At 69.1% G+C, this 24,158-nt stretch carries 21 protein-coding genes and 2 tRNA genes; 16 read left to right on the top strand and 7 right to left on the bottom strand.

Annotated features, from left to right (window positions below; all coding sequences use genetic code 11):
* Positions 1 to 76 precede the first annotated feature (76 nt).
* Together ettA and FBY40_RS11075 are read left to right on the top strand one after the other, a co-directional pair.
* Positions 77 to 1,756 carry an energy-dependent translational throttle protein EttA gene (gene ettA, locus FBY40_RS11080; RefSeq protein ID WP_141938697.1) on the top strand — a complete coding sequence of 560 codons (1,680 nt, stop codon included), beginning with the start codon at positions 77 to 79 and terminating at the stop codon, positions 1,754 to 1,756.
* Entirely contained in the window at positions 1,749 to 2,273 is a 525-nt protein-coding gene (locus tag FBY40_RS11075) for an acyl-CoA thioesterase (RefSeq protein ID WP_235014803.1), read from the top strand. The genes ettA and FBY40_RS11075 overlap by 8 nt, the downstream gene beginning before the upstream one ends.
* A gap of 17 nt (positions 2,274 to 2,290) precedes the next feature.
* On the opposite strand, the gene FBY40_RS11070 is transcribed toward FBY40_RS11075, so the two are convergent.
* On the bottom strand, positions 2,291 to 3,142 hold the full coding sequence (locus tag FBY40_RS11070) for an acyl-CoA thioesterase (protein ID WP_141940140.1): 852 nt from the start codon (positions 3,140 to 3,142) through the stop codon (positions 2,291 to 2,293).
* 144 nt (positions 3,143 to 3,286) lie between these two features.
* Here FBY40_RS11070 and FBY40_RS11065 point away from each other — a divergent pair, with 144 nt between their 5' ends.
* Entirely contained in the window at positions 3,287 to 3,964 is a 678-nt protein-coding gene (locus tag FBY40_RS11065; RefSeq protein WP_141938694.1) for a hypothetical protein, read from the top strand.
* A 24-nt stretch (positions 3,965 to 3,988) separates the two neighbouring features.
* Here the strand turns inward: FBY40_RS11065 and FBY40_RS11060 are convergent, their stop codons facing one another.
* The 4 genes from FBY40_RS11060 to pepN all read right to left on the bottom strand — a co-directional run bounded on the left by FBY40_RS11060 (position 3,989) and on the right by pepN (position 9,837).
* Positions 3,989 to 5,656 (bottom strand): FAD-binding dehydrogenase, encoded by a 1,668-nt coding sequence (locus FBY40_RS11060; protein WP_141938692.1) that lies wholly within the window; start codon positions 5,654 to 5,656, stop codon positions 3,989 to 3,991.
* The gene (locus FBY40_RS11055) at positions 5,656 to 6,066 is read right to left on the bottom strand and encodes a globin (protein ID WP_141938691.1); all 411 of its coding nucleotides are present in this window, start codon (positions 6,064 to 6,066) and stop codon (positions 5,656 to 5,658) included. Before FBY40_RS11055 ends, FBY40_RS11060 begins: the two co-directional genes overlap by 1 nt.
* 47 nt (positions 6,067 to 6,113) lie before the next feature.
* A complete protein-coding gene (locus FBY40_RS11050) occupies positions 6,114 to 7,223 on the bottom strand; it encodes a mechanosensitive ion channel family protein (protein ID WP_141938689.1) in 1,110 nt (369 codons plus the stop codon).
* Between the two features lie 67 nt (positions 7,224 to 7,290).
* A complete protein-coding gene (pepN, locus tag FBY40_RS11045) occupies positions 7,291 to 9,837 on the bottom strand; it encodes an aminopeptidase N (RefSeq protein WP_141938688.1) in 2,547 nt (848 codons plus the stop codon).
* Positions 9,838 to 9,959: 122 nt separating this feature from the next.
* Between pepN and FBY40_RS11040 the strand changes: the two genes are divergently transcribed.
* The 5 genes from FBY40_RS11040 to FBY40_RS11020 all read left to right on the top strand — a co-directional run bounded on the left by FBY40_RS11040 (position 9,960) and on the right by FBY40_RS11020 (position 15,007).
* Complete coding sequence (locus FBY40_RS11040; RefSeq protein WP_141938687.1) at positions 9,960 to 11,165, top strand: ferrochelatase; 1,206 nt, start codon at positions 9,960 to 9,962, stop codon at positions 11,163 to 11,165.
* A gap of 62 nt (positions 11,166 to 11,227) precedes the next feature.
* Positions 11,228 to 11,788, top strand: a complete 561-nt coding sequence (locus FBY40_RS11035; protein WP_141938685.1) for a ribose-5-phosphate isomerase — start codon at positions 11,228 to 11,230, stop codon at positions 11,786 to 11,788.
* 5 nt (positions 11,789 to 11,793) lie between these two features.
* On the top strand, positions 11,794 to 12,792 hold the full coding sequence (locus FBY40_RS11030) for an Fpg/Nei family DNA glycosylase (RefSeq protein WP_141938683.1): 999 nt from the start codon (positions 11,794 to 11,796) through the stop codon (positions 12,790 to 12,792).
* 65 nt (positions 12,793 to 12,857) lie between these two features.
* Positions 12,858 to 13,505 carry an FMN-binding negative transcriptional regulator gene (locus FBY40_RS11025; RefSeq protein ID WP_141938682.1) on the top strand — a complete coding sequence of 216 codons (648 nt, stop codon included), beginning with the start codon at positions 12,858 to 12,860 and terminating at the stop codon, positions 13,503 to 13,505.
* Positions 13,502 to 15,007 carry an amidohydrolase gene (locus FBY40_RS11020; protein WP_141938680.1) on the top strand — a complete coding sequence of 502 codons (1,506 nt, stop codon included), beginning with the start codon at positions 13,502 to 13,504 and terminating at the stop codon, positions 15,005 to 15,007. The genes FBY40_RS11025 and FBY40_RS11020 overlap by 4 nt, the downstream gene beginning before the upstream one ends.
* Positions 15,008 to 15,095: 88 nt before the next feature.
* Here FBY40_RS11020 and FBY40_RS11015 read toward each other — a convergent pair whose 3' ends face one another.
* Entirely contained in the window at positions 15,096 to 15,581 is a 486-nt protein-coding gene (locus tag FBY40_RS11015) for a Dps family protein (protein WP_124293363.1), read from the bottom strand.
* 153 nt (positions 15,582 to 15,734) lie between these two features.
* Between FBY40_RS11015 and FBY40_RS11010 the strand changes: the two genes are divergently transcribed.
* Together FBY40_RS11010 and FBY40_RS11005 are read left to right on the top strand one after the other, a co-directional pair.
* A complete protein-coding gene (locus FBY40_RS11010) occupies positions 15,735 to 17,870 on the top strand; it encodes an acyltransferase family protein (protein ID WP_141938678.1) in 2,136 nt (711 codons plus the stop codon).
* A 32-nt stretch (positions 17,871 to 17,902) separates the two neighbouring features.
* Complete coding sequence (locus FBY40_RS11005; RefSeq protein ID WP_141938676.1) at positions 17,903 to 18,454, top strand: gamma carbonic anhydrase family protein; 552 nt, start codon at positions 17,903 to 17,905, stop codon at positions 18,452 to 18,454.
* 6 nt (positions 18,455 to 18,460) lie between these two features.
* On the opposite strand, the gene FBY40_RS11000 is transcribed toward FBY40_RS11005, so the two are convergent.
* Positions 18,461 to 18,534 (bottom strand) — tRNA-Gly (locus FBY40_RS11000).
* A gap of 128 nt (positions 18,535 to 18,662) precedes the next feature.
* Here FBY40_RS11000 and FBY40_RS10995 point away from each other — a divergent pair.
* From FBY40_RS10995 to FBY40_RS10970, 6 genes are all read left to right on the top strand, one after another.
* Positions 18,663 to 18,739 (top strand) — tRNA-Pro (locus FBY40_RS10995).
* A 70-nt stretch (positions 18,740 to 18,809) separates the two neighbouring features.
* The gene (tig, locus tag FBY40_RS10990) at positions 18,810 to 20,243 is read left to right on the top strand and encodes a trigger factor (protein WP_141938674.1); all 1,434 of its coding nucleotides are present in this window, start codon (positions 18,810 to 18,812) and stop codon (positions 20,241 to 20,243) included.
* A 178-nt stretch (positions 20,244 to 20,421) separates the two neighbouring features.
* The gene (locus FBY40_RS10985; protein ID WP_124293359.1) at positions 20,422 to 21,012 is read left to right on the top strand and encodes an ATP-dependent Clp protease proteolytic subunit; all 591 of its coding nucleotides are present in this window, start codon (positions 20,422 to 20,424) and stop codon (positions 21,010 to 21,012) included.
* Positions 21,013 to 21,041: 29 nt separating this feature from the next.
* Complete coding sequence (locus FBY40_RS10980; protein ID WP_141938672.1) at positions 21,042 to 21,725, top strand: ATP-dependent Clp protease proteolytic subunit; 684 nt, start codon at positions 21,042 to 21,044, stop codon at positions 21,723 to 21,725.
* 155 nt (positions 21,726 to 21,880) lie between these two features.
* On the top strand, positions 21,881 to 23,149 hold the full coding sequence (gene clpX, locus FBY40_RS10975) for an ATP-dependent Clp protease ATP-binding subunit ClpX (RefSeq protein ID WP_141938670.1): 1,269 nt from the start codon (positions 21,881 to 21,883) through the stop codon (positions 23,147 to 23,149).
* A gap of 13 nt (positions 23,150 to 23,162) precedes the next feature.
* The gene (locus FBY40_RS10970) at positions 23,163 to 24,149 is read left to right on the top strand and encodes a serine hydrolase domain-containing protein (RefSeq protein WP_141938668.1); all 987 of its coding nucleotides are present in this window, start codon (positions 23,163 to 23,165) and stop codon (positions 24,147 to 24,149) included.
* Positions 24,150 to 24,158 lie beyond the last annotated feature (9 nt).

The raw sequence follows: 24,158 nt of genomic DNA, 5'->3' as shown, positions 1-24,158 counted from the left end.
GTGATCGTGGGGCGGGAGGACCGACCGGCTAGGCTGGGACGCTGACGTCGGGACGCGAAGGGAAGCTGCGAACGGTATGGCTGAATACATCTACTCGATGGTCCGGGCACGCAAGGCGGTCGGCGACAAGCTGATCCTCGACGACGTCACGATGGCCTTCCTCCCGGGGGCGAAGATCGGAATGGTCGGCCCCAACGGCGCGGGGAAGTCCACGATCCTCAAGATCATGGCGGGTCTGGACACGCCTTCCAACGGTGAGGCCAAGCTCAGTCCCGGGTTCTCCGTCGGGATCCTCATGCAGGAGCCCGAGCTGGACGAGTCCAAGACCGTGCTGGAGAACATCCAGGACGGGATCGCGATCAAGGCCAAGCTCGACCGGTTCAACGAGATCTCCGCGCTGATGGCCGATCCCGACGCCGACTTCGACGCGCTTCTGGCCGAGATGGGCACGCTGCAGGAGGAGATCGATGCCGCCGATGCCTGGGACCTCGAGTCCCAGCTCGAGCAGGCGATGGACGCGCTGCGCACCCCGCCGGGAGAGGCGGCGATCGCGCCGCTGTCCGGGGGCGAGAAGCGTCGGGTCGCACTGACGAAGCTCCTGCTGCAGAAGCCCGACCTCCTGCTGTTGGACGAGCCCACCAACCACCTCGACGCCGAGAGTGTGCTCTGGCTGGAGCAGCACCTCCAGAAGTATCCCGGCGCCGTCATCGCCATCACGCACGATCGCTACTTCCTCGACAACGTGGCCGAGTGGATCGCCGAGGTCGACCGCGGCCGCCTCATCGGGTACGAGGGCAACTACTCGACGTACCTGGAGAAGAAGGGCGAGCGGCTGGAGGTGCAGGGCAAGAAGGATGCCAAGCTCGCCAAGCGCCTCAAGGAGGAGCTGGAGTGGGTCCGCTCCAACGCCAAGGGCCGGCAGGCGAAGTCCAAGGCCCGCCTCGCGCGCTACGAGGAGATGGCCGCCGAGGCCGATCGCACCCGGAAGCTCGACTTCGAGGAGATCCAGATCCCGCCGGGACCGCGTCTGGGCGGCATCGTGATCGAGGCGAAGAACCTGCAGAAGCGCTTCGGCGATCGCTCGCTCATCGACGGGCTGAGCTTCAGCCTCCCGCCCAACGGCATCGTCGGCGTCATCGGTCCCAACGGCGTCGGCAAGACGACCCTGTTCAAGACGATCGTCGGCTTGGAACCGCTCGACGGCGGATCGCTGAAGATCGGCGAGACGGTCAAGATCAGTTACGTCGATCAGTCCCGCGCCAACATCGATCCCGAGAAGACGCTGTGGGAAGTCGTCTCCGACGGTCTGGACATCATCACGGTGGGGAAGACCGAGATCCCCTCACGCGCGTACGTCTCGAAGTTCGGTTTCAAGGGGCCCGATCAGCAGAAGAAAGCCGGCGTGCTCTCCGGAGGCGAGCGGAACCGCCTGAACCTCGCGCTGACGCTGAAGGAGGGCGGCAACCTGCTCCTCCTCGACGAGCCGACCAACGACCTCGATGTCGAGACGCTTCAGTCGCTGGAGAACGCGCTGCTGGAGTTCCCCGGCTGCGCCGTGGTCATCACCCACGACCGGTGGTTCCTCGATCGGATCGCCACCCACATCCTGGCCTACGAGGGCACCGAGGAGCACCCGGACAAGTGGTACTGGTTCGAGGGCAACTTCGATGCCTACGAGCAGAACAAGATCGACCGGCTCGGTCCCGACGCCGCGACCCCGCACCGCTCGGCGTACCGCAAGCTCACCCGTGACTGATCCCGTCGTCGCCGCCGAGGCGACACCCCTCGGCCTCCGGCTGCACATACCGATCCCCCTGCGGTGGGGCGATCTCGACGCGTTCAACCACGTCAACAACACAGCGATGCTGAAGCTCCTGGAAGAGGCGCGCGTCCGAGCATTCTGGCTGCCCGATCCCGGCGAGACGGCTCCCGACACTGCGGTGCTGTCCTCCGGCATCTCCGCCGGTGTCCTCACGCTCATCGCTCGTCAGGAGATCGAGTACCTGGCGCCGGTGCCGTACCAGCGCCACCCCCTCGACGTGCAGATGTGGTTCGGGAGACTGGGCGGCTCGAGCATCGAGGTCTGCTACGAAGTGTGCAGCCCGCGAGAGACCGCCGCGCCCGACGGAACCCAGACCGTCTATGCGCGGGCGACGACGGTCGTGGTCAAGGTCGACGCCCGCTCCGGCGCCCCGATCCGGCTGAGCGCCGAGGAGCGGGCGGCGTGGGAGCCGTACGTCGGCCCGCCGCTCATCTACGCGCACCGACGATAGCCACGCCCCACGGCACGTCAGCCGTCCGTGTCCGGAACCCGAACCATGACCTCCTGAGCCACGCTTGCGACGAGCACGCCGTCGCGGGTGAAGATCCTGCCCTGCGCGAGGCCGCGGCCGCCGCGGGCGCTCGGCGATTCCTGCACGTACACCAGCCACTCGTCGACCCGTGCCGGACGATGCCACCACATCGCATGATCGAGGCTCGCCACCTTCAGACCCGGTGTCGCCCAGGCGACCCCGTGAGCTCGCAGGATCGATTCCTGAATGGTCAGGTCGCTGAGGTAGGCGAGGACGGCCCGGTGCAGGCCGGGTTCGTCCGGCAGGGCGCGGCGGGTGCGCAGCCACACCGCCTGCCGCGGGGCCCAATCGCCCTCGACCCGCATGTAGATCGACGACGGCACGTGGCGCACGTCGACGGGGCGATCGGTGAACAGCCGCTTGGACATCGGGTGGAGTCCGGTCAGCTGCTCCTCGATGTCGGGCAGATCCTCCGGAGCGGGAAGGTCGTCGGGGAAGGCTGTCTGATGCTCGAGCCCGGGATCGTCATCCTGAAAGGAGGCGATCGCAGAGAAGATCGGCACGCCGGACTGGAACGCCTGTGTGCGTCGCGTGGAGAAGGATCTGCCGTCGTGGATGCGATCCACCGAGAAGGTGATCCCCTGACCTGCGTCGCCGGGACGGAGGAAGTAGCCGTGCATCGAATGGACCGTCCGGCCCTCGGGGATGGTGCGCTCGGCGGCGACGAGCGACTGCGCGAGCACCTGACCGCCGTAGACGCGGCCGAGCGGCATCCGCTGTGACACCCCGGTGAAGATGTCTTCCGTGGTCCGGGCTGAGGAGTCCTCCAGATCGAGGACGGCCAGCATGGACGCGACCGGGTCGGCGTCGGTTCCACGGTGTTCCGCATCCGGGTGCGCCGGCTGGGCGGAGTGCGCGGGGTGGTCGGGCTCGCTCACGCGCCTGTTCCTCCTGTCCGGGCGCGGCGCCCGTTCGTTGGTAGTTTAGGTCGGATGTCCGAGCGCCTCCTTCTCGCCGATCGCGACGCTGTCGCCGATGCCCTCACCTTTGCCGGCCGCGCCGCCCGACTCGGCGACGGTGCCGTGCGGCTGCGCTCGTCTGCGGGGACCCTGACGATGTGGGCGGCTGTGCTGGCGCCGCGAGGACTGTTCGACAGCACGCCCACCATCCTCGGAATGCGTGCGATCCGCGCCGACCCCGAACTGGAGTGCGACTTCGTCGTGGACGCGGCGGCACTCGCTGTGGACGCCGCCGACGACCGGGCCCTCGCTCTGCCCGCGACGGCCCTCGCCCCCGCATGGGCGGGTATCTCGCCGCCACAGGGTGGGTGGGAGCCCGGCGGCGAGATCGCAGCATCCGATCTCGCCTCACGTGCGCAGTGGGGGATGGCGGCCGTGGCCAACAAGCTCCCGGCCGACGCCGGCGAGGACGTGGTGCGCGTGATCAGATCGGATGTCTGGGGAGCACCCGCGGAGGAGCTCGCCGATCTGCCGCTCGGCGTCGCCTTCGCCGCATTCGGGCTGGGCTTCATCGGCGGCGAGGAGACGGTACGCGTCTTCACCGCACCGTCGTGGACGCGGCTGAGTCTTCGGCGCGGGCATGTGCTGGTCCGACGCCCGCCCCGCGAGGGGCTCACGGCGGTCCGTGCGACCGGTCGCACGGACGCCTGAACGGTCAGCGTCGACCGCCTCCGCTCACACCGCTGCAGCGGCGCCCCGTCCCGCTGCGCGGCCGCTGAAGAGGCATCCGCCCAGGAACGTCCCCTCCAGCGCCCGGTATCCGTGGACACCGCCCCCACCGAAGCCGCTCGCCTCACCCGCGGCGAACAGCCCCGGCACAGCGGAGCCCGCCTCGCCCAGGGCACGGCCGTCCAGATCGGTCTCTATGCCGCCCAGGGTCTTCCTGGTGACGACGCCGAGACGCACAGCGATGAGCGGGCCCGCCTTGGGGTCCAGCAGTCGGTGCGGCGCGGCGGTGCGGATCAGCCGGTCACCGCGGAATGCACGCGCGGAACGCAGCATCGCGATCTGTGCATCCTTGGTGAAGGGGTTCTCCACCTCGCGGTCGCGGGCTTCCACCTCGCGTCGTACCTGCGCGCCGTCCAGCACGTCGCCGCCCGGAAGGGCCCGCATGCCGGCGATCAGATCGTCGAGGGTGTCGCGCACCACGACGTCCTCACCGTGGTCGAGGAACGCCTGCACGGGCCCGGCGGCCCCCTTTCCGAGACGGGAACGGATCAGCAGCGGCAGGTCTTTGCCGGTCAGGTCGGGATTCTGCTCGCTTCCCGACAGCGTGAACTCCTTCTCCACGATGCGGGAGGAGAGCACGAACCACGAGTGATCGAATCCGGTCCGGCGCAGGTGGGCGAGCGTCCCCAGGGTGTCGAAACCGGGGTACAGCGGTACGGGGAGGCGGGTTCCTCGGGCGTCCAGCCACAGCGATGAGGGGCCGGGCAGGATACGGATCCCGTGGCCGGGCCAGACCGGGTCGACGTTGTGCAGCCCTTCGACGTAGTGCCACATCCGATCGCCGTTGATCACGCGCGCTCCCGAGGCCGCCGCGGTCTGCATCATCGACCCGTCGACGTAGGCGGGGACCCCCGCGAGCATCCGCTCCGGCGGTGTGCCCAGTCGATCCGGCCACGCCCGGCGAACGAGCTCGTGGTTGCCGCCGATTCCTCCCGACGCGACGATGGTGGCCCCAGCCGTGATCTGGAAGTCGGCCACCACCTCGCGAGAACTCGGACGCCCGCGAGCGGCACCGGAGGGCGCGAGGATCTGGCCCTGGGCACCGCCGATCGCTCCGTCACGGGAGAGGAGCCCTGTGACCCGGTGGCGGGGCAGGATCGTCACGCGCCCCTCCGCCTCCGCGCGTTCGACGTCTCGGAGGAAGGGCGCCACGACGCCGGGGCCCGTCCCCCAGGTGATGTGAAATCGCGGGACGGAGTTGCCGGGTCCGGTCGCGCCGTAGCCTCCGCGTTCGGCCCAGCCGACGACCGGGAAGAACGACATTCCTTTGCCGCGCAACCACGCCCGCTTCTCGCCCGCGGCGAAGTCGAGGTAGGCCTCGGCCCACCGGCGGGGCCAGAGGTCCTCGGGTCTGTCGAAGCCGGCCGTGCCCCACCAGTCCTGCTCGGCGAGGGCCAGGGAATCCCGCACTCCCATCCGTCGCTGCTCGGGGGAGTCCACCAGGAAGAGGCCGCCGAAAGACCACCAGGCCTGACCGCCGAGGTTGCTGCGCGGCTCCTGATCGAGCAGAACCACGCGCTTTCCCGCGCTCACCGCCTCGGTGGTCGCGACAAGACCCGCCAGGCCCCACCCGATCACGAGGACATCGGCCTGCAGGACCTCCCTCGACGCCATCACGACCTCTTGGTCGGCTCGAAGGTGTTCACCATCGCGAAGGCCGCGCGGTGCAGGTAATCCCAGAGGGTCTCCTCCTGCAGGGGAGGCAGTCGTAGCTCGTCGACGGCGGTCCGCATATGGCGCAGCCACCGGTCCCGCGCGTCGGGATTGACGTGGAACGGGGCGTGGCGCATCCTCAGCCGCGGGTGGCCCCGCTGGAGACTGTAGGTCGCCGGGCCGCCCCAGTACTGCTCGAGGAACAGCGTCAGGCGATCCTTGGCCGGTCCGAGGTCCTCCTCGGGGTACATCGGGCGCAGGACCTCATCGGCGGCCACCTCCCGATAGAACACGTCCACGAGGCGGACGAAGGTGTCGTGGCCGCCCACCTCGTCGTAGAACGACCGTGGCGATGTCTCGGCGTCACTCACCGCTCGGGGCTCCTTCCGCAGGCGCCGCCGCGGCGCCAGCCTCCAATCTACGCGTCCGCGTCGGGCGAGGTGGTGCTCCCGGGGGGCGGTGTCGTGCCCGGCGGCGGGGTCTCGCGCGGCCGCCGGGGGCGAAGCTTCGGCCGCCAGACCGGTCGCTCGGTGGCGATGGGCACGGGGGTCGGCTTCGTCTTGGGCGGGTTCGCGCCGCGCACCCGGTGGGCGCCGTCATGGCCCTCGAGCCGCACCGAGGAGATGGTGGCGCTCAGCCCCAGGTCATCGGTCGCCCGCTTCACGCGGACACGCAGCTCCCGGGCGACATCGTCCTTCGAGTGGGCGCGGGTGCGGATCACCACCCGGAGCACCAGGGTCTCGCCGGTGACCGCCTCCAATCCCCAGACCTCGGGGCGGTCGACGATCCGGGAGCGCCACTTGGGATCCTTCGCCAGGCCCGCCGCGGCATCCTGCAGCGCGTGTTCGACCTCGTCGATGTCGGAGTCGACGGGTACCCCGACGTCGACGATGACCCGAGACCATCCCTGCGACAGGTTGCCGATGCGGGTGATCTCGCCGTTGCGGACGTACCAGAGCGTGCCGTTGACGTCACGGACGTGGGTGACCCGGACGCTGACGTATTCCACGATGCCCGTGGCGAGTCCCAGATCGACGACGTCGCCGATCCCCACCTGGTCCTCAGCGACGATGAAGATGCCGTTGAGAACGTCCTTCACGATGTTCTGGGCGCCGAAGCCGAGGCCGGCGCCGATGGCCGCGGTGAGGAGGGTGAGCGACCCGAGGATGTTCGGGTTGATCACCGAGACGATGAGCAGCAGTGCCACGACGATGATCGTGACCCCGACGATGTTCTGCAGGATCGAGCCGAGCGTGCGGGTGCGCTGGACGACGCGCACCTGTGCGACGGGGGAGCGCTCCAGAGCCTGGGTGTCGTCGACGCGGGCGCGGTTCTTCGCACCCGAGACGATGCGATCGACGACCCTGCGGATGACGGCGCGAAGGATGATGGCGATGAGCAGGGCGGCCACGACGATGATCGCGACCTGGAGCGCCCGCCACCCGACCTCTTGAAGGACGGGCAGGACGACATCCCAGGGTGCGGGGAGTGCGGGCGCTGCGGACGCGGAGACAGGGATGGCAGTCATCGGTCTCAGATCCTAACGACGCGGCCCCCAGGATCTCCTGAGGGCCGCGGATCGGAAGGGATGCTGCTTACTGCGCGTCGCGCTCCTGCACAGCCAGCGCCCGCTCGACGCCGGCGAGGTTCTCCTGCACGAGTCGGCGCAGGGCGGCCGGTGCGTCCGCATGGTCAGCGAGCCACGCGCGGGTGGCGTCGCGGAGCGCCGTGTTCGCCAGCGGGGAGGGATAGAGCCCCGCGATCAGGTACTCCGCGATCTTGTAGGTGCGCGACTCCCAGACCGGCAGCAGCATGTCGAAGTAGGGCTGCACGTAGTCGGCGAGCAGGTCGCGGCCGGCGGGGTTGACGAATCCGAGGGATGCGGATCGGACCACGGTGTTGGGAAGGTCGTCACGGTCGACCAGCGACGCCCACGCGGCGCGCTTGGCCTCGGGGAAGGGCAACGCGGCGCGGGCCTGGGCGGCGAACTCGCCGCCCTTGGCGGTGTTGTCCGCGGCCAGGGCGGTTTCGATGTCGCCGATCGAGGCGACCCCACCGGCGGCGAGGGAGACCAGCAGCTGCCACGAGAGGTCGGTGTCGATCTGCAGACCGTCGAGAACCATGTCCCCGTCTCGGAGGCTCTTCACCGCCGCCCACTGCTCGGGGGTGCAGGCCGCCGCCGCGAAGGCGGTGACGAACTGCAGCTGGCTGTCGCTGCCGGCCGTGGCGTTCTGCGCGAGAGCCCACAGGTGCCCGGCCACGCGACGACGGGTGTCATCCCGCTTCTCGGGGGCGACGTACGAGGTGGCGGCCAGGAGCAGCTGTGCCAGCGTCGTGCGCACCGTGGTCGATTCGGTCTCGGAGGCGATGTTGCGCAGCACGAGATCGACGTAATCGGTGGCCGATGCCTCGGCATCGCGCGTCTGGTCCCATGCGGCGCCCCACACCAGCGAACGCGCGAGAGGGTGGGCGATCCCCGCGAGGTGGTCGATGGCGGTCTGGAGGGAACGCTCGTCCAGGCGGATCTTGGCGTAAGCCAGGTCTCCGTCGTTGAGCAGCACCAGGTCGGGGCGCACCAGGCCCGCCAGTTCCGGCACCTCGGTGCGGTCGCCGTCGACGTCCAGCTCCACCCCGTGGGTGCGCACCAGGGCGCCGTCCTGGAGGGTGTAGAAGCCGACGCCGAGGCGGTGGGGGCGGATCGTGGGGTAGTCCGCCGGCGCCGTCTGGATGATCGCGAATCGCCGGATCGTCCCGTCGGGAGATTCGTCGATGACGGGGGAGAGGGTGTTCACCCCGGCGGTCTCGAGCCACTTCTTCGACCAGGTGGTCAGCTCGCGACCACTCGTCGCCTCGAGCTCGGTCAGCAGATCCGACAGCTCGGTGTTGGACCACTCGTGCTTCTTGAAGTAGGCCGCCACCCCGGCGAAGAAGGCCTCGATCCCGACCCAGGCAGCGAGCTGCTTGAGGACCGAGCCCCCCTTGGCGTATGTGATGCCGTCGAAGTTGACCTGGACGTCCTCGAGGTCGTTGATCTCGGCGACGACCGGGTGGGTGGACGGGAGCTGATCCTGGCGGTAGGCCCAGGTCTTCTCCATCGCGTTGAAGGTCGTCCACGCCTCGGTCCATTCGGTCGCCTCGGCGGTGGCGATGGTGGACGCCCACTCGGCGAACGACTCGTTCAGCCAGAGGTCGTTCCACCACTTCATCGTGACGAGATCGCCGAACCACATGTGGGCGAGCTCGTGCAGGATGGTGACCACGCGGCGCTCCCGGACGGCGTCGGTCACCTTGCTGCGGAACACGTAGGTCTCGGTGAAGGTCACCGCTCCCGCGTTCTCCATCGCGCCGGCGTTGAACTCCGGAACGAACAGCTGGTCGTACTTGGCGAACGGGTAGGGGTAGTCGAACTTCTCCTCGAAGTAGGCGAAGCCCTGGCGCGTCTTGTCGAAGACGTAGTCGGCGTCGAGGTGGTTCCACAGGCTCTTGCGAGCGTAGACACCGAGCGGGATGACCCGACCCGAGGCGCTGGTCAGCTCGGAGAAGGTCTTCTCGTAGGGCCCGGCGATGAGGGCGGTGATGTACGAGGAGATGCGGGGCGTCGGCTCGAAATCCCAGGTCGCCGTGCCGTTCCCGTGACGGGCCGGCTCGGGCGTGGGGGAGTTGGAGACGACCTCCCACGCCTCCGGAGCCGTCACGGTGAAGCGGAAGGTCGCTTTCAGGTCGGGCTGCTCGAAGACGGCGAACATGCGCCGGGAGTCGGGAACCTCGAACTGCGAGTAGAGGTAGACCTCGCCGTCGACGGGATCGACGAAGCGGTGAAGCCCCTCACCGGTGTTGGTGTAGGCGCAGTCAGCGTCGATGACCAGCTCGTTGTCCTCGGCCAGATCGTCCAGCGCGATGCGGGAATCGGCGAAGGCCGTGGCAGGGTCGATCGAACGGCCGTTCAGCGTGATCTCCCGGACGTCGCGGGCGATCAGGTCGATGAAGGTCGAGCTCCCCGGCTGCGCGCGGAATCGGACGACCGTCCGCGAACCGAAGATCTCCGCACCCCGCGTGAGGTCGAGATCGACCTGGTAGGAGTCGGTGTCGACGACGGCTCGACGCTCCTGGGCCTCGAGGCGGGTGAGGTTCTCTCCTGGCACGGCTGTTCTCCCGGGGTCGTGGGGGTAGACGGAGCGGCCCGGCCCTGTGGCACCGGCACCGCTGACAACTGCACCAGCCTACGCCCGGCGCCAGTGCCGTCGCGCGGTGCGAGGATGGCAGGGTGACCGATCTCGCCCCCCAGGACACCAGCTCCGACACCCCCACGGTTCTGTTCGCCTCCCCGGCCGCCGCCTCGGGAGCGCCGCACGTCGAGACACCCGTCGCCTACGACGCCGTGCTCCTCGCCGGCTTCGGCGGCCCGGAAGGTCAGGACGATGTCATCCCCTTCCTCCGCAACGTCACCCGCGGACGGGGGATCCCCGACGAGCGCCTCGAAGAGGTCGCGCACCACTACCGCCATTTCGGAGGCGTCAGCCCCATCAATGCGCAGAATCGAGCCTTGAAGGCCGCTCTCGAAACGGAGCTCGCCTCCCGCGGGATCGATCTGCCCGTGTACTGGGGCAACCGGAACTGGGCGCCCTACCTCGACGAGGCCGTCCGCCAGGCCGCCGACGCCGGACACACGACGCTCCTGGGACTTGCCACCAGCGCGTACAGCTCCTTCTCGAGCTGCCGGCAGTACCGCGAGGATTTCGCCCGTGCTCTGAACGAAACGGGTCTGGGTGACACCGTGACCATCGACAAGGTGCGTCAGTTCTTCGACCACCCCGGTTTCGTCCGGCCGTTCGTCGACGGAGTGCACGGCGCGATCTCGGGCCTGCTCGACGACGGAATCGACCCGTCGCGGATCCGCGTGCTGTTCTCCACGCACAGCATCCCCACCGCCGATGCCGAGCGTTCGGGCCCCCGAGACCGCGACTTCGGTCCGGGGGGTGCCTACGAAGCCCAGCACCTCGCGGTCGCCGAGGTGGTGATGGCCGACATCGCGGCGGAGATCCCGGCGGCAGCCGACGTACCGTGGCAGCTCGTCTACCAGTCCCGATCGGGCCCGCCGTCTCAGCCCTGGCTGGAACCGGACGTCGTCGACGTCATCGAAGGGCTTCCCGAGGTCGGAGCGCAGGCGGTGGTGATCGTTCCGCTCGGGTTCGTCAGCGACCACATGGAGGTCATGTGGGACCTCGACACCGAGGCGATGGAGGCTGCCGAACAGGCCGGTCTGCGTGCCGTGCGGACGCAGACCCCGGGGATCGACCCGGCCTACGTGCGTGGGCTCGTCGACCTCATCGAGGAAAGGCTGAAGGGCACTCCCGCAGCGGACCGGCCGCATCGCACCGATCTGGGGCCGTGGTTCGATGTGTGCCGACCGGGTTGCTGCGAGAACGTCCGGGCGGGCTTCAAGCCGGCGGCGTCGGGCATCGCTCCGTAAGCCGCCGGCGCCGCGAGGACCGGCGCCGTTCCGTCCGTTTCCGCCTCCCTAGGATGAAGGCCATGCGCATCCACATCGCCACCGATCACGCCGGTCTCGAGTTCTCCACGCAGCTGCAGCATCACCTCGCCGCGCAGGGGCATCAGGTCATCGATCACGGCCCGATCGAGTACGACGCGCTCGATGACTATCCGGCCTTCTGCATCCGGGCGGCGCAGGCCGTCGTGCGAGACCAGGCCGCGGGTCTGGAGTCGCTCGGCGTGGTGTTCGGAGGATCGGGCAACGGCGAGCAGATCGCCGCGAACAAGGTCGCGGGCATCCGCGCTGCGCTGGTGTGGAGCATCGCGACAGCAGAACTCGCGCGCGAGCACAACGACGCCAACGTGATCGCGATCGGTGCCCGCCAGCACACCTTCGACGAGGCGTCGGCGTTCATCGACCGCTTCATCGCGACGCCGTTCTCCCGTGAGGAGCGGCACGAACGCCGTATCGCGCAGATCGCCGCATTCGAGCGAGACGGGAGCCTCGCCCCCGATCCGCGAGCGACCGGAGCGGGGACGGGTGCCGCGCGGGCCGATGTCCTGGCCGACGAGACGAGCTCTTTCGATCCCGAGGCCGGCTGACACCGGTGCCCGAGGGCCATTCCGTCCACCGCATCGCCCGACAGATCGCGCAGAACTTCGTCGGGCGAACGGTTGCGGCATCCAGCCCTCAGGGACGCTTCGCCGAGGGCGCGTCACTCATCGACGGGCGCGAAGCGCGTGAATCCCGGGCGGTCGGAAAGCAGATGTTCGTCGCGTTCGACGGCGACCTCTGGTTGCGCGTGCACCTCGGTCTGTACGGCGCGTGGGACTTCGCCGGCGAGATCGTCTCCGATCCGACGATCGCCGCGTCGAACGGGCGGATGGGTCAGACCGATCAGCGCGGGACGCCGGAGGCGATCCTGGATGCGGCCGGGGAGAACTCTCTGACCTCGATCGGCGCACCTCGTCGCGCGCGCGGCCGCGTGCGGATGTCGGAGCAGACCACGGGTCTGCCAGGGGAGGCCGATTCCGAGGAGTGGCCGCCCCCGGTGCGCGGCCAGGTGCGGTTGCGATTGCTCACGGATCTCACCTGCGCGGATCTGCGCGGACCGACCGCGTGCGTGATCCAGACTCCCGATGAGGTGGAGGAGTCCCTGGCGAAGCTCGGGCCCGATCCGCTCGTCGACGACGCCCGCGAGGGGGAGGAACGGTTCGTCGCGCGTGTGCGGCGCACCGTGACGCCCATCGGACTGCTGCTGATGGATCAGAGCGTGGTCAGCGGAATCGGCAACGTCTATCGTGCGGAGCTGCTGTTCCGGGCGAGTCTCAACCCCCACACCCCGGGCCGCGAGGTCCCCGAGGAGACGGTGCGCGAGATCTGGCGCGACTGGTCGCGGCTCCTGGTCATCGGCGTCGAGACGGGCCAGATGATGACGCGCGACGGACTCACCGCGAAGGAGCGGCGCAGTGCGATGGCCCGCCGTGAGCACCGGCACTGGGTCTACGGGCGAGCGGGACTGCCGTGTCGAGTCTGCGGCACCTCCGTTGTGGTGGAGGAGGCGGCCTCGCGCAAGCTCTACTGGTGCCCGTCCTGTCAGGCGTGAACGGCATCGCCGCCCGGCGATCGGGCGCGACGAGGCGATCCGCGCGCTCGTCCTAGGCTGGGAGCATGCGTCAGAATCCGAGCTTCGCGATGACGGATGTCGCGGAGCTGCGCCGCCTGGTCGACCTCAACCCGTGGGCGACGATCGTGAGCGCCGGCGACGAAGGGCTGGTCGCCTCCCACTACGTCGTGCTGCTCGACGACGACCGCGACGACCTCACCATCGTCGGTCATGTGGGCAAGCCGGACGACCTCATCCACGGTCTGGGCACGCGCGAGCTGCTCGTCGTGATCCAGGGGCCGCACGGGTACGTCTCGCCAGGGTGGTACGGCGACACGCCCTCGGTTCCCACGTGGAACTTCTCCTCGGTCCACCTCACCGGTGTCCCCGAGATCCTCGATGCCGAACAGAACCTCCGGGTCCTCGACCGGCTCGTGGCCCGCTTCGAGGCCGGCATGCCCGCGCCCCGACTTCTGTGGGAGCGGCCCAACGACGCCGCCTTCGTCGAACGTCTGGAGCGCGGCACCGTCGGGTTCCGGCTGAACCCGACCCGCATCGTGGCGAAGCGCAAGCTCAGCCAGAACAAGCCGGCCGAGGTCGTCCGCGCCGTGATCGACGGCCTCGCTCACGAGGGCCCGCACCAGAATCCCGCCCTCGCCGCAGAGATGGAGCGCGCGCTGCAGGCGCGAGCCGACGCCGGAGGGATCGCGTGAACGTCGGCGAGCAGGTCGCCGTCATCCGAGGCGCCCGGGTCAGAGGTCCTGGCCGCGAGCTTCTGCCGGTCGCCGATGCTGACGACCGCGTCGATGTCTTCCTCTCGGACGGCGCGATCGTCGACATCGCACCGGCAGGCGTCATCCGTCCGACAGGGTCGGTGCTCGAGGCCGACGGACGCTTCCTCGTCCCGGGGCTCTGGGATCATCACGTGCACGTCACACAGTGGGCTCTCGCCTCGGAACGTGTCTCGGTCGTCGATGCGACCACCGCTGTGGAGGCCGCACGCCGCGTGGCGGCGTCGCCGGTCCTCGCCGACGGCCGACGGGTCGGGGTCGGCTTCCGCGACGCGCTGTGGGCGGACTCGCCGAGTGTGGCCCTGCTGGACGAGCACACCGGAGACATCCCCACCTACCTGATCAACGCCGACGTCCACAGCGTGTGGCTCAACTCCGCCGCGCTGCGCCGAGAGTCGTTGTCGGCCGACGACAGCGGCATCCTGCGGGAGGCGCCCGCGTTCGAGGTGTCGCGCCGGCTGAACGCCGTCCCCGCCGCGCACGCCGATGCCCTCGTCGCGGCGATGGCACGGCGCGCAGCCGGACGGGGTGTCGTGGGCCTGGTGGATCTCGACATGGCCTGGAACGAGGACGCGTGGGTCCGGCGCGTGGCGGGCGGGTTCGACACGATGCGGGTGTCGTTCGGCATCTACCCCGAGCACCTCGATCGCGCGATCGCCGCGGGCCTTCGCACGGGTGATCCCCTCCGCGGGGGATCGGATCTCGTCCACGTCGGACCACTCAAGGTCATCACCGACGGCTCGCTCGGGACTCGCACCGCCGCGTGCTCGCACCCGTACGCCGGCTCTCCCGACGACCGTGGCATGCTCACCGTCGCGCCGGCCGCGCTGGTCGAGATGATGACCCGGGCGACCGCGGCGGGCCTGTCGTGCGCCATCCATGCCATCGGGGATGTCGCCAACTCCCACGCCCTGGACGCCTTCGCGCTCAGCGGAGCGACCGGCACCGTCGAGCACGCGCAGCTCGTGGGCGCGTCGGACATCCCGCGATTCGCTCGGCTCGGCGTCGGCGCGAGCGTACAACCCGAGCACGCCGTCGACGACCGCGACCTCACCGACGAGATCTGGGCGGCGCAGACCGCCACTGCCTATCCGCTTCGCGCCCTCGCCGACGCCGGCGCCACTCTGCTGTTCGGGTCGGACGCCCCGGTCTCACCTCTGGATCCGTGGGCCGCGCTGGCTGCCGCAGTGCACCGCACCCGAGGGGGTCGCCCGGCATGGCGCCCCGAACAGGCCCTGGACCCGCAGACGGCGTTGGCGGCGTCGACGAGGGGTGGTTCGACCGATCCGGCGGCGATCCGCCCCGGCTCCCCGGGTGATCTGGTGCTGTGCGACGGCGACCCGCTGTCCGCGACCGACAGCGAGCTGCGCGAGATGACGGTGTCAGCGACGCTTCTCGCGGGTCGGCTGACGCATCTGGCCTGAGCGCACACGCGGGCGCACCGCCGGCCTCGACGAAGGGCCCCGATCCTCCGGAGAGGATTCGGGGCCCTGAGGCGTCACGTCGGCGAGGTCACTCGGCGAGGTGGGCGAAGAGGAACCAGCGGTCCTTCTCGAGCGTCTGCATGATGGCCAGCGCCACGTCCTGACTGGTGAGGTCGACCTCGTCGAGTCCCTCGATGGCGGTCTTGACATCGACGATCACGGCGTCCATGTCGGCGATCATGTCGCGGACGATCTCCTGCCACGGGGTGAACCCGGCGGGAACCGCGGTGGGCGCGACCTTCTGAGCGATGGTCGACGTGCGGGCGTCGATCGGGAGTCCGAGCGCGACGATCCGCTCCGCAGCGTCGTCGGCTGCCTGCCGGGCGTGGTCGACGATCTGATCGAGGAGTTCGTGGATGGCGATGAAATTCGCGCCCCGCACGTTCCAGTGCGCCTGCTTGCCGTTCACGGCCAGAGCCTGCAGTCCCAGCACGACCGGGGTGAGGAACTGCGCCGAGCCGGCGGCGACCGTGGGATCGGCGGCGGTGGCGGGGGTGGTCTGAATGTCGGTCATTCTGTCGGCTCCCTTCGAACCGCCACGCGGCGGTCCAGTGAACCCAACGCTAGTGCGCGCCCCCTATTCCGCAAGCAAGAGAAGGCTCCGCTAACCCGTCACACTGGCAGGTCGCTGAGCAAGACGGCTGCCGTCAGGGGTTAGCGTCTTACCGTGCCATCCGCTGATCCCGCCCTCGAGCCGCGCCTGCCCGGCGACGCCGAAGGGCGGCGCAGCCGTCGCGCACAGGGCTCACCCGAGCATGCCGAACCCGCGCGATTCCTTCCGCACGTGCAGGGCCTGCGCGCCATCGCCGTGCTGTGCGTGGTGCTCTACCACTTCTGGCCGGGGCGGTTCCCCGGCGGCTACATCGGCGTGGACATCTTCTTCGTCATCTCGGGATTCCTCATCACCTCGCACCTGATGCGGGAGCTCACCGCCACCGGCACCGTGCGTCTCGGCCAGTTCTGGGCCAGACGTGCACGCCGGTTGCTTCCCGCATCCCTGCTCGTGCTGCTCTTCTGCGCGCTGGTCGCGATGACCCCGTACCTCACCCCGACCTCCGCACTGCCGAACGAGGTGCGCGAGATCCTCGCGTCGACCTTCTATGTCGAGAACTGGTACCTCGCGATCACGTCCGCGGACTATCTCAACAACGGCGGCGACCCCACCACCGTCCAGCACTACTGGTCGCTCTCGCTCGAGGAGCAGTTCTACGTCATCTGGCCGCTGCTGATGCTCCTCGCCGCCTGGGCCGCGGTGAAATGGGCGCGCGGCGCGGTGCGCCGGAGCGTCATCGCGGTGCTGGCGGTCGTCTCGGCGGCATCCTTCGTCTTCTGCGTCGTCTTCACCATCACCGATCCCGCGCCGGCCTACTTCGTGACCTTCGGTCGGATGTGGCAGTTCGGCGTCGGTGCCCTCATCGCGCTCGTGCCGATGCTGCGGCTGCGCTCCGCGGGTGCGAGCTTCGTGGCGGGCTGGGCCGGGATCGCCGCGCTCCTCTGGGCGACCTTCGCCTACGACGGGCAGACCCCGTTCCCCGGGTACGCCGCCCTCGTGCCGACGCTCGGCGCGGGCCTGATCATCGCGGCATCGAACACCGAGCGCTGGTGGTACCCGACCCGCGTGCTGTCCGTCCGGCCCGCGCAGTTCATCGGGGGGATCTCCTACTCGCTGTACCTCTGGCACTGGCCGCTGATCATCATCGCGCCGTCGGTGCCGTTCTGGGGACTGACGATCTACCATCGCGTCGCCCTGCTCGCCCTCTGCTTCCTGCTCGCCTGGCTGACGAAGACCTTCGTCGAGGATCCCTTCCGCAGCTGGAAGGTGCTGACCTCTCGTCCGCCGCGGGTCACCCTGTGGGCGTCGCTGGTGGCGATGCTCCTGGTGGCGAGCACCGCGGGCGCCGCCTGGGCGGTGAACGCCCCCGCGTACAACGCCGGTGTGCGGGCCCTCGCGGAGCTGCGCGAGAATCCGCCGGAATGCTTCGGCGCGGCATCGGTTCTCGATCCGGCCTGCGATGACGCCGCGACCCCCGACACGATCCTGCCCGCGCCGGGCTTCGCGGGCGCGGACCGACCATCCGACGATCAATGCTTCGTGCAGCTGAACGACTCCCGCCCGGTGTCGTGCGAGTTCGGCTCCGACGCCGCCGACGCCCCGCGCGTGGCACTCATCGGCGACAGTCACGCCTTCCAGCTCCTGCCCACCTTCGAGCGGATGGCGCAGCGCAACGGCTGGCACCTGACGACGTTCTTCAAGGGGGCGTGCCCCTGGAACACCACACCCCTCTCGACGCCGGGCGCCTTCGGCGCGGCGTGCACCGACTGGCGGGAGGGCGTCGCCTCGGCCCTCGCCGACCGGGAGATCGATGTCGTCTTCACCTCCGCCCTCGCCACGACGCCGTACGCCTCGGAGGGGTTCGACTCGTCCCGCGACGCCGCGGTCGCGGGCTACCGCGAGGCGTGGAGCGAGATGATCGATCGCGGCACACCGGTGGTGACGGTGGTGGACAACCCGGTGTGGGAGACCGATCCGAACAAGTGCCTGCGCACGCGTGACGCCGCCGAGTGCGACGGGCCGCGCGCCGACGTGCTCGTGGCGGACGATCCGCTCCGCGAGGCGGCGGAGGGGATGGCGGGGGTGACCCTGCTGGACTTCACCGATGTCTTCTGCGATGACGAGGTGTGTCGCCCGGTGATCGGCGGAGCCAACGTCTACCGCGACCAGGACCACCTGACGGTCACCTTCGCCGACAGCCTCGAACCCTGGTACGAAGCGGCCATCCGCGACGCCCTCGCCTCTCGGTGATCGCGGGCGGTGGGACGTCTAGGCTCCCTGGCATGAGCATCGACCCCACGGCATCCGTCCTCTCCCTCGGCGACCGGCGCCCGTCGCTCCCCGATTCGGCTTTCATCGCCGCGGGCGCGCGGGTGATCGGCGATGTGACGCTGGGGGAGGGTGCCAGCGTCTGGTACAACGCCGTTGTGCGCGGGGACAGTGCCCCCATCACCATCGGCCCGGGCAGCAATCTGCAGGACAACGTCTCGGTGCACGTCGATGCCGACCACCCGGTCGTGCTGGGTGCGAACGTGTCGGTCGGTCATAATGCGGTCGTGCACGGATGCTCGATCGGCGACGGCTCGCTCATCGGGATGGGAAGCGTGGTGCTCTCGGGCGCGGAGATCGGGGGAGAATGCCTCGTCGCGGCCGGGGCCGTCGTGCTGCAGGGCACGGTCGTGCCGCCCGGGTCGCTCGTGGCGGGCGTACCCGCCCAGGTGCGCAGGCCCCTCAGCGAGGACGAGCGCGACGCCATCCGGCGGAACGCGGCGATCTACCTGCAGCACCTGGAGACACACCGGGCTGCCGAATCGATCGGGGAGAGCGGCCCGTGAGGGCCATGGAGGGGATGACGGGAATCGAACCCGCACCATCAGTTTGGAAGACTGAGGCTCTACCATTGAGCTACATCCCCGCGGCGGAAACATCCGCGGTCCGTCCAGTCTAAGGGACGCGCGAGGTGCCGCCTGTCGATCAGGCTTCCGGGAGTGTCGGCTAGACTGCAACAGGCCCGATCGGCGCACGCGTGCGTGCGCACCCGCCCGGGGCGTAGCTCAGCTTGGTAGAGCGCCCGCTTTGGGAGCGGGAGGCCGCAGGTTCAAATCCTGTCGCCCCGACCATCGGCCCCCCATCACGAAGACCTACGCCCACGCGTCCGCGTGCGGTGGCAGACGAGGAGAGACACAAGGCATGGTCACCACCACCGTCGAGAAGCTGAGCCCGACTCGCGTGAAGCTCCGTATCGCGGTCAGCCCGGAAGAGCTGAAGCCCAGCATCACCCACGCCTACGAGCACATCGCCCAGGACGTGCAGATCCCCGGCTTCCGCAAGGGGAAGGTGCCCGCACCCATCATCGACCAGCGCGTCGGTCGTACCGCGGTGCTCGAGCACGCCGTCAGCGAAGGGCTCGACACGTTCTATCGCGAGGCTGTCACGGCCAGCGAGATCCGGGTCATGGGCCGCCCGAGCGCCGACGTCGTGGAGTGGCCCGACGCCAAGGACTTCAGCGGCGACCTGCTGGTCGACGTCGAGGTCGACGTCCGGCCCGAGTTCGACCTTCCCGACTTCGAGGGCACGACCATCGAGGTCGACGCCGTCGAGGTCGACGAGTCGGCGGTGGACGCCGAACTCGACAAACTGCGCTCGCGCTTCGGCACCCTGGTGACCGTCGACCGTCCGGCCGCCACGGGTGACTTCGTCGAGCTCGACCTCGTCGCCACGATCGACGGCAACGAGGTCGATCGTGCAGACGGCGTGTCGTACGAGGTCGGTTCGGGCGAGCTGCTCGAAGGCATCGATGAGGCCGTGGACTCGCTGACCGCAGGCGAGGAGACGACCTTCCGCTCCACGCTGATCGGCGGCGACAATGCCGGCCAGGAGGCCGAGGTCGCCGTCACCGTCAAGGCGGTCAAGGAGCGCGAGCTTCCCGAGGCCGATGACGACTTCGCACAGATGGCGTCGGAGTTCGACACGATCGCCGAACTGCGCGACAGCCTTCGCGAGCGTGCCGGCGAGCAGTCGGTCTTCACCCAGGGGTCTGCGGCCCGCGACAAGCTCATCGAGACGCTCCTGGCCGGCGCCGAGATCCCCGTGCCGCAGCAGCTCATCGAGGACGAGGTGCACAACCACCTCGAGGGCGAGGGCCGCCTCGAGGACGACGTCCACCGTGCCGAGGTCACCGAGGCCAGCGAGAAGCAGTTCCGCACCCAGATGCTGCTGGACGCCGTCGTGGAGAAGTACGAGGTGCAGGTCTCGCAGGACGAGCTCACCCAGTACCTCATCCAGTCCTCGGCGCAGTACGGCATGTCCCCGCAGGACTTCATCAATGCACTGCAGCAGGGCAACCAGCTCCCGGCCATGGTCGGCGAGGTCGCCCGCAACAAGGCCCTCGCGGTCGCACTCGGCAAGGTCACCGTCGTCGACACCAACGGCAAGACGGTCGACCTGACCGGCTTCGTCGCGCTCGAGGACGAGGAGACCGCCGAGGACGAGGTTGTCGAGGAGGCCGAGGAGATCGCGGACGCCGCCGCCGAGGCCGATGAGGTCGTCGCCGCCGAGGAGGCCGAGGCCGCCAAGAAGCCCGCTCGCAAGAGCCGCGCGAAGAAGGCGGACGCCGCCGAGTAAGCGCACACGCCGACAGGAGCGAGGGACGGATGCCGCGGCATCCGTCCCTCGCTCTTCTGTCCGACGGCGCCGGCTCGACGCAGGCGCGACGCGCTCGATCTGCCGACGGCGAACACGGGCGGGGCGCGATTCACGCGCCGGTAGATTCGAGGACACGACCACGGAAACAGGAGTACACATGGCCGAACCACTTGTCGCGACGAGCGTCTTCGACAGGCTGCTCAAGGACCGCATCATCTGGCTGGGGTCGGAGGTGCGTGACGAGAACGCCAACGAGATCTGCGCCAAGATCCTGCTTCTCGCCGCGGAGGACTCCGAGAAGGACATCTACCTCTACATCAACTCACCCGGCGGCTCGATCACGGCCGGGATGGCGATCTACGACACCATGCAGTTCGTGCCGAACGACATCGTCACCGTCGGCATCGGGATGGCCGCCTCGATGGGGCAGCTGCTGCTCACGGCGGGCACGAAGGGCAAGCGCTACATCACGCCCAATGCCCGTGTTCTGCTCCACCAGCCGCACGGCGGGTTCGGCGGCACCGCGAGCGACATCCAGACGCAGGCGCAGCTCATCCTCGACATGAAGAAGCGCCTCGCCGAGATCACGGCCAAGCAGACGGGCAAGACCGTCGAGCAGATCAATGCCGACGGAGACCGGGATCGATGGTTCGGCGCTGAAGAGGCGCTCGAGTACGGCTTCGTCGACCACATCCGCGAGTCCGCCACCGACGTCATCGGCGGCGGCGGAACCGCCACCGACAGCTGAGCTCGACGGCGAAAGAGAGAGAAGTAGGAATGCAGACCCCCACCTTCGGAGGCGCCCCGTCGGCGCCGCAGGGCCTTCAGATGCCCGGCAGCCGCTACGTTCTGCCCCAGTTCGAGGAGCGCACGGCGTACGGCTACAAGCGACAGGACCCGTACAACAAGCTCTTCGAGGATCGAGTGATCTTCCTCGGCGTCCAGGTCGACGACGCGTCCGCCGATGACGTCATGGCCCAGCTCCTCGTGCTGGAGAGTCAGGATCCCGACCGTGACATCGTGATGTACATCAACTCGCCCGGCGGCTCGTTCACGGCCATGACCGCCATCTACGACACGATGCAGTACGTCTCGCCGCAGATCCAGACCGTCGTGCTGGGCCAGGCGGCCTCTGCCGCGGCCGTCCTGCTCGCAGCGGGTGCACCGGGCAAGCGTCTGGCCCTGCCCAACGCCCGCATCCTGATCCACCAGCCCGCGATGGGCGAGGCCGGCCACGGCCAGGCGTCGGACATCGAGATCCAGGCGGCGGAGATCATGCGGATGCGCACCTGGCTCGAGCAGACCCTCGCAGCGCACTCGAACAAGACCATCGACGAGGTGAACAAGGACATCGACCGCGACAAGATCCTCTCGGCCGAGGATGCGGTGGCGTACGGCCTCGTGGATCAGGTCCTGACCACCCGCAAGCGGACGGCCGGCACGCCGGCGCTGACCCGCTGACGCGCTGACGAACCCGACGATGACGCCCCCGCGCTCCGGCGACGGGGGCGTCATCGCGTTCACGCCGACTCAATCCCCGCGCATGTCCCCGGCAGAGGTTAGGCTCGACGGTGACGACGGGGGAGGCATCCCCGGGGCGACGAAGAGGAGCCGCAATGGCACGCATCGGTGAAAGCGCCGACCTGTTCAAGTGCTCTTTCTGCGGAAAGAGCCAGAAGCAGGTGCAACAGCTGATCGCCGGCCCCGGTGTGTACATCTGCGACGAGTGCGTCGAGCTGTGCAACGAGATCATCGAAGAGCGGATGGCCGAGTCCTCGACCGGTGTCGTCTCCGAGTTCGACCTCCCCAAGCCGCGGGAGATCTTCTCCTTCCTCGAGGAGTACGTCGTCGGTCAGGAAGATGCCAAGCGCGCGCTGTCGGTCGCGGTGTACAACCACTACAAGCGCGTGCGCGCCCAGGGCACTCTTCAGCCCGCCGAGCAACGCGCTGACGAGGTCGAGATCGCCAAGAGCAACATCCTTCTGCTCGGTCCGACCGGCTGCGGGAAGACCTACCTCGCCCAGACCCTGGCCAAGCGCCTCAACGTGCCCTTCGCGGTGGCCGACGCCACGGCACTCACCGAGGCCGGTTACGTCGGCGAAGACGTCGAGAACATCCTGCTGAAGCTCCTGCAGGCGGCCGACTTCGACACCAAGCGGGCAGAGACCGGCATCATCTACATCGACGAGGTCGACAAGATCGCCCGCAAGGCGGAGAACCCCTCGATCACTCGCGACGTCTCCGGCGAGGGAGTGCAGCAGGCGCTGCTGAAGATCCTCGAGGGCACCGTGGCCTCCGTACCTCCGCAGGGGGGCCGCAAGCACCCCCACCAGGAGTTCATCCAGATCGACACGACGAACGTGCTCTTCATCGTCGCCGGGGCATTCGCCGGTCTCGAGGACATCATCTCCTCCCGGGTCGGCAAGCACGGTGTCGGGTTCGGGGCGCCGCTGCACAGCAAGGGCCAGGATCTGAACCTGTTCAGCGAGGTTCGACCCGAAGACCTTCACAAGTTCGGACTGATCCCCGAGTTCATCGGCCGCCTCCCCGTCGTGGCGTCGGTCAACCCGCTCGATCAGGCGGCGCTGATGGAGATCCTCACCGAGCCGAAGAACGCCCTCGTCAAGCAGTATCAGCGCATGTTCGAGCTGGACGGAGTGTCGTTGGAGTTCGACACCGAGGCCCTCGAGGCGATCGCCGACCTCGCGGTCGAGCGGAAGACCGGTGCCCGCGGGCTCCGCGCCATTCTCGAAGACGTCCTCGGACCGATCATGTTCGAGATCCCGTCGAGCGAAGATGTCGACAAGGTCATCGTGACGCGGGCCGCCGTCGAGGACCGTGCCGCGCCGACGTTCGTCCTCCGGGAGAAGCGGAAGAGCGCCTGACCCGCCGCGTGCGATGAGTCTTCCCGCCCCGTCGCTGGCCGACTTCAGCGGTGTCCTCAGTCTCCGACGTGGAGATGCGGTACTCGGTGAGTGGGCAGGGGGACTCGCCGACCGCACCTCGCAGACGCCGAACACCGTCGCCACCCGATTCGGGCTGGCAAGCGGCACGAAGATGTTCACCGCGGCCACCGTCCTGGCGTTGGTCGACGATGGTTCGCTGTCCCGGGAGACGCGGGCACGCGACATCCTCGGAGGCGACCTCCCGCTGGTCGGGCCCGACGTCACGGTCGATCACCTCTTGACCCACACGTCCGGGATAGGCGACTACCTCGACGAAGAGGTCGACGCCCTGGCGCCGCTCCCGATTCCCGTCCAGCAGCTGGACTCGACGCCGGCCTACCTTCCCCTCCTCGACGGGCACCCCGCCAAGTTCCCCGCGGGGGAGCGGTTCTCCTACTGCAACAGCGGCTACGTCCTGCTTGCCGTCCTCGCCGAACGCGTCTCCGGCAGCTCGTTCGCCGAGCTCGTCGAGACTCGTGTCTTCCAGGCTGCGGGCATGACGGACTCAGGGTTCCCTCGGTCCGATCACCTGCCGCCGGGCACGGCGACCGGGTACCGAGACGACGGACGGACGAACGTGTTCGCGCTCCCCGTCGTGGGATCGGGAGACGGTGGCGCGTTTTCCACGGTCGCCGACCTCCACCGCTTCTGGGAGGCGCTTTTCGCCGGACGCATCCTGAGCCGGGCGGGTGTGGATCTTCTCATCACGCCGACGACCGCCGACACCGGCGACGGGCTCGGCTACGGTCGTGGCCTGTGGATCGACGGCGAGGATCTCGTCATGGCCGGAGGCGACCACGGCGTCACGGCGGTGAGCAGACGCCACGTCGCATCCGGCACCACGGTCACCGGCCTCGCGAATGTCGCCGTCCGCACCTTCGCGCGCACCCGTGACCTCATGGACCAGGTGCTCGGACGGCCGGCGGCCGCCGCGGGCTGAGGCGGTATC

The sequence above is a fragment of the Microbacterium sp. SLBN-154 genome, assembly GCF_006715565.1.
Classification (GTDB): Bacteria; Actinomycetota; Actinomycetes; order Actinomycetales; family Microbacteriaceae; genus Microbacterium.
Note: the sequence above shows the minus strand (reverse complement) of the source record. Positions and strands in the feature narration are given on the sequence as shown.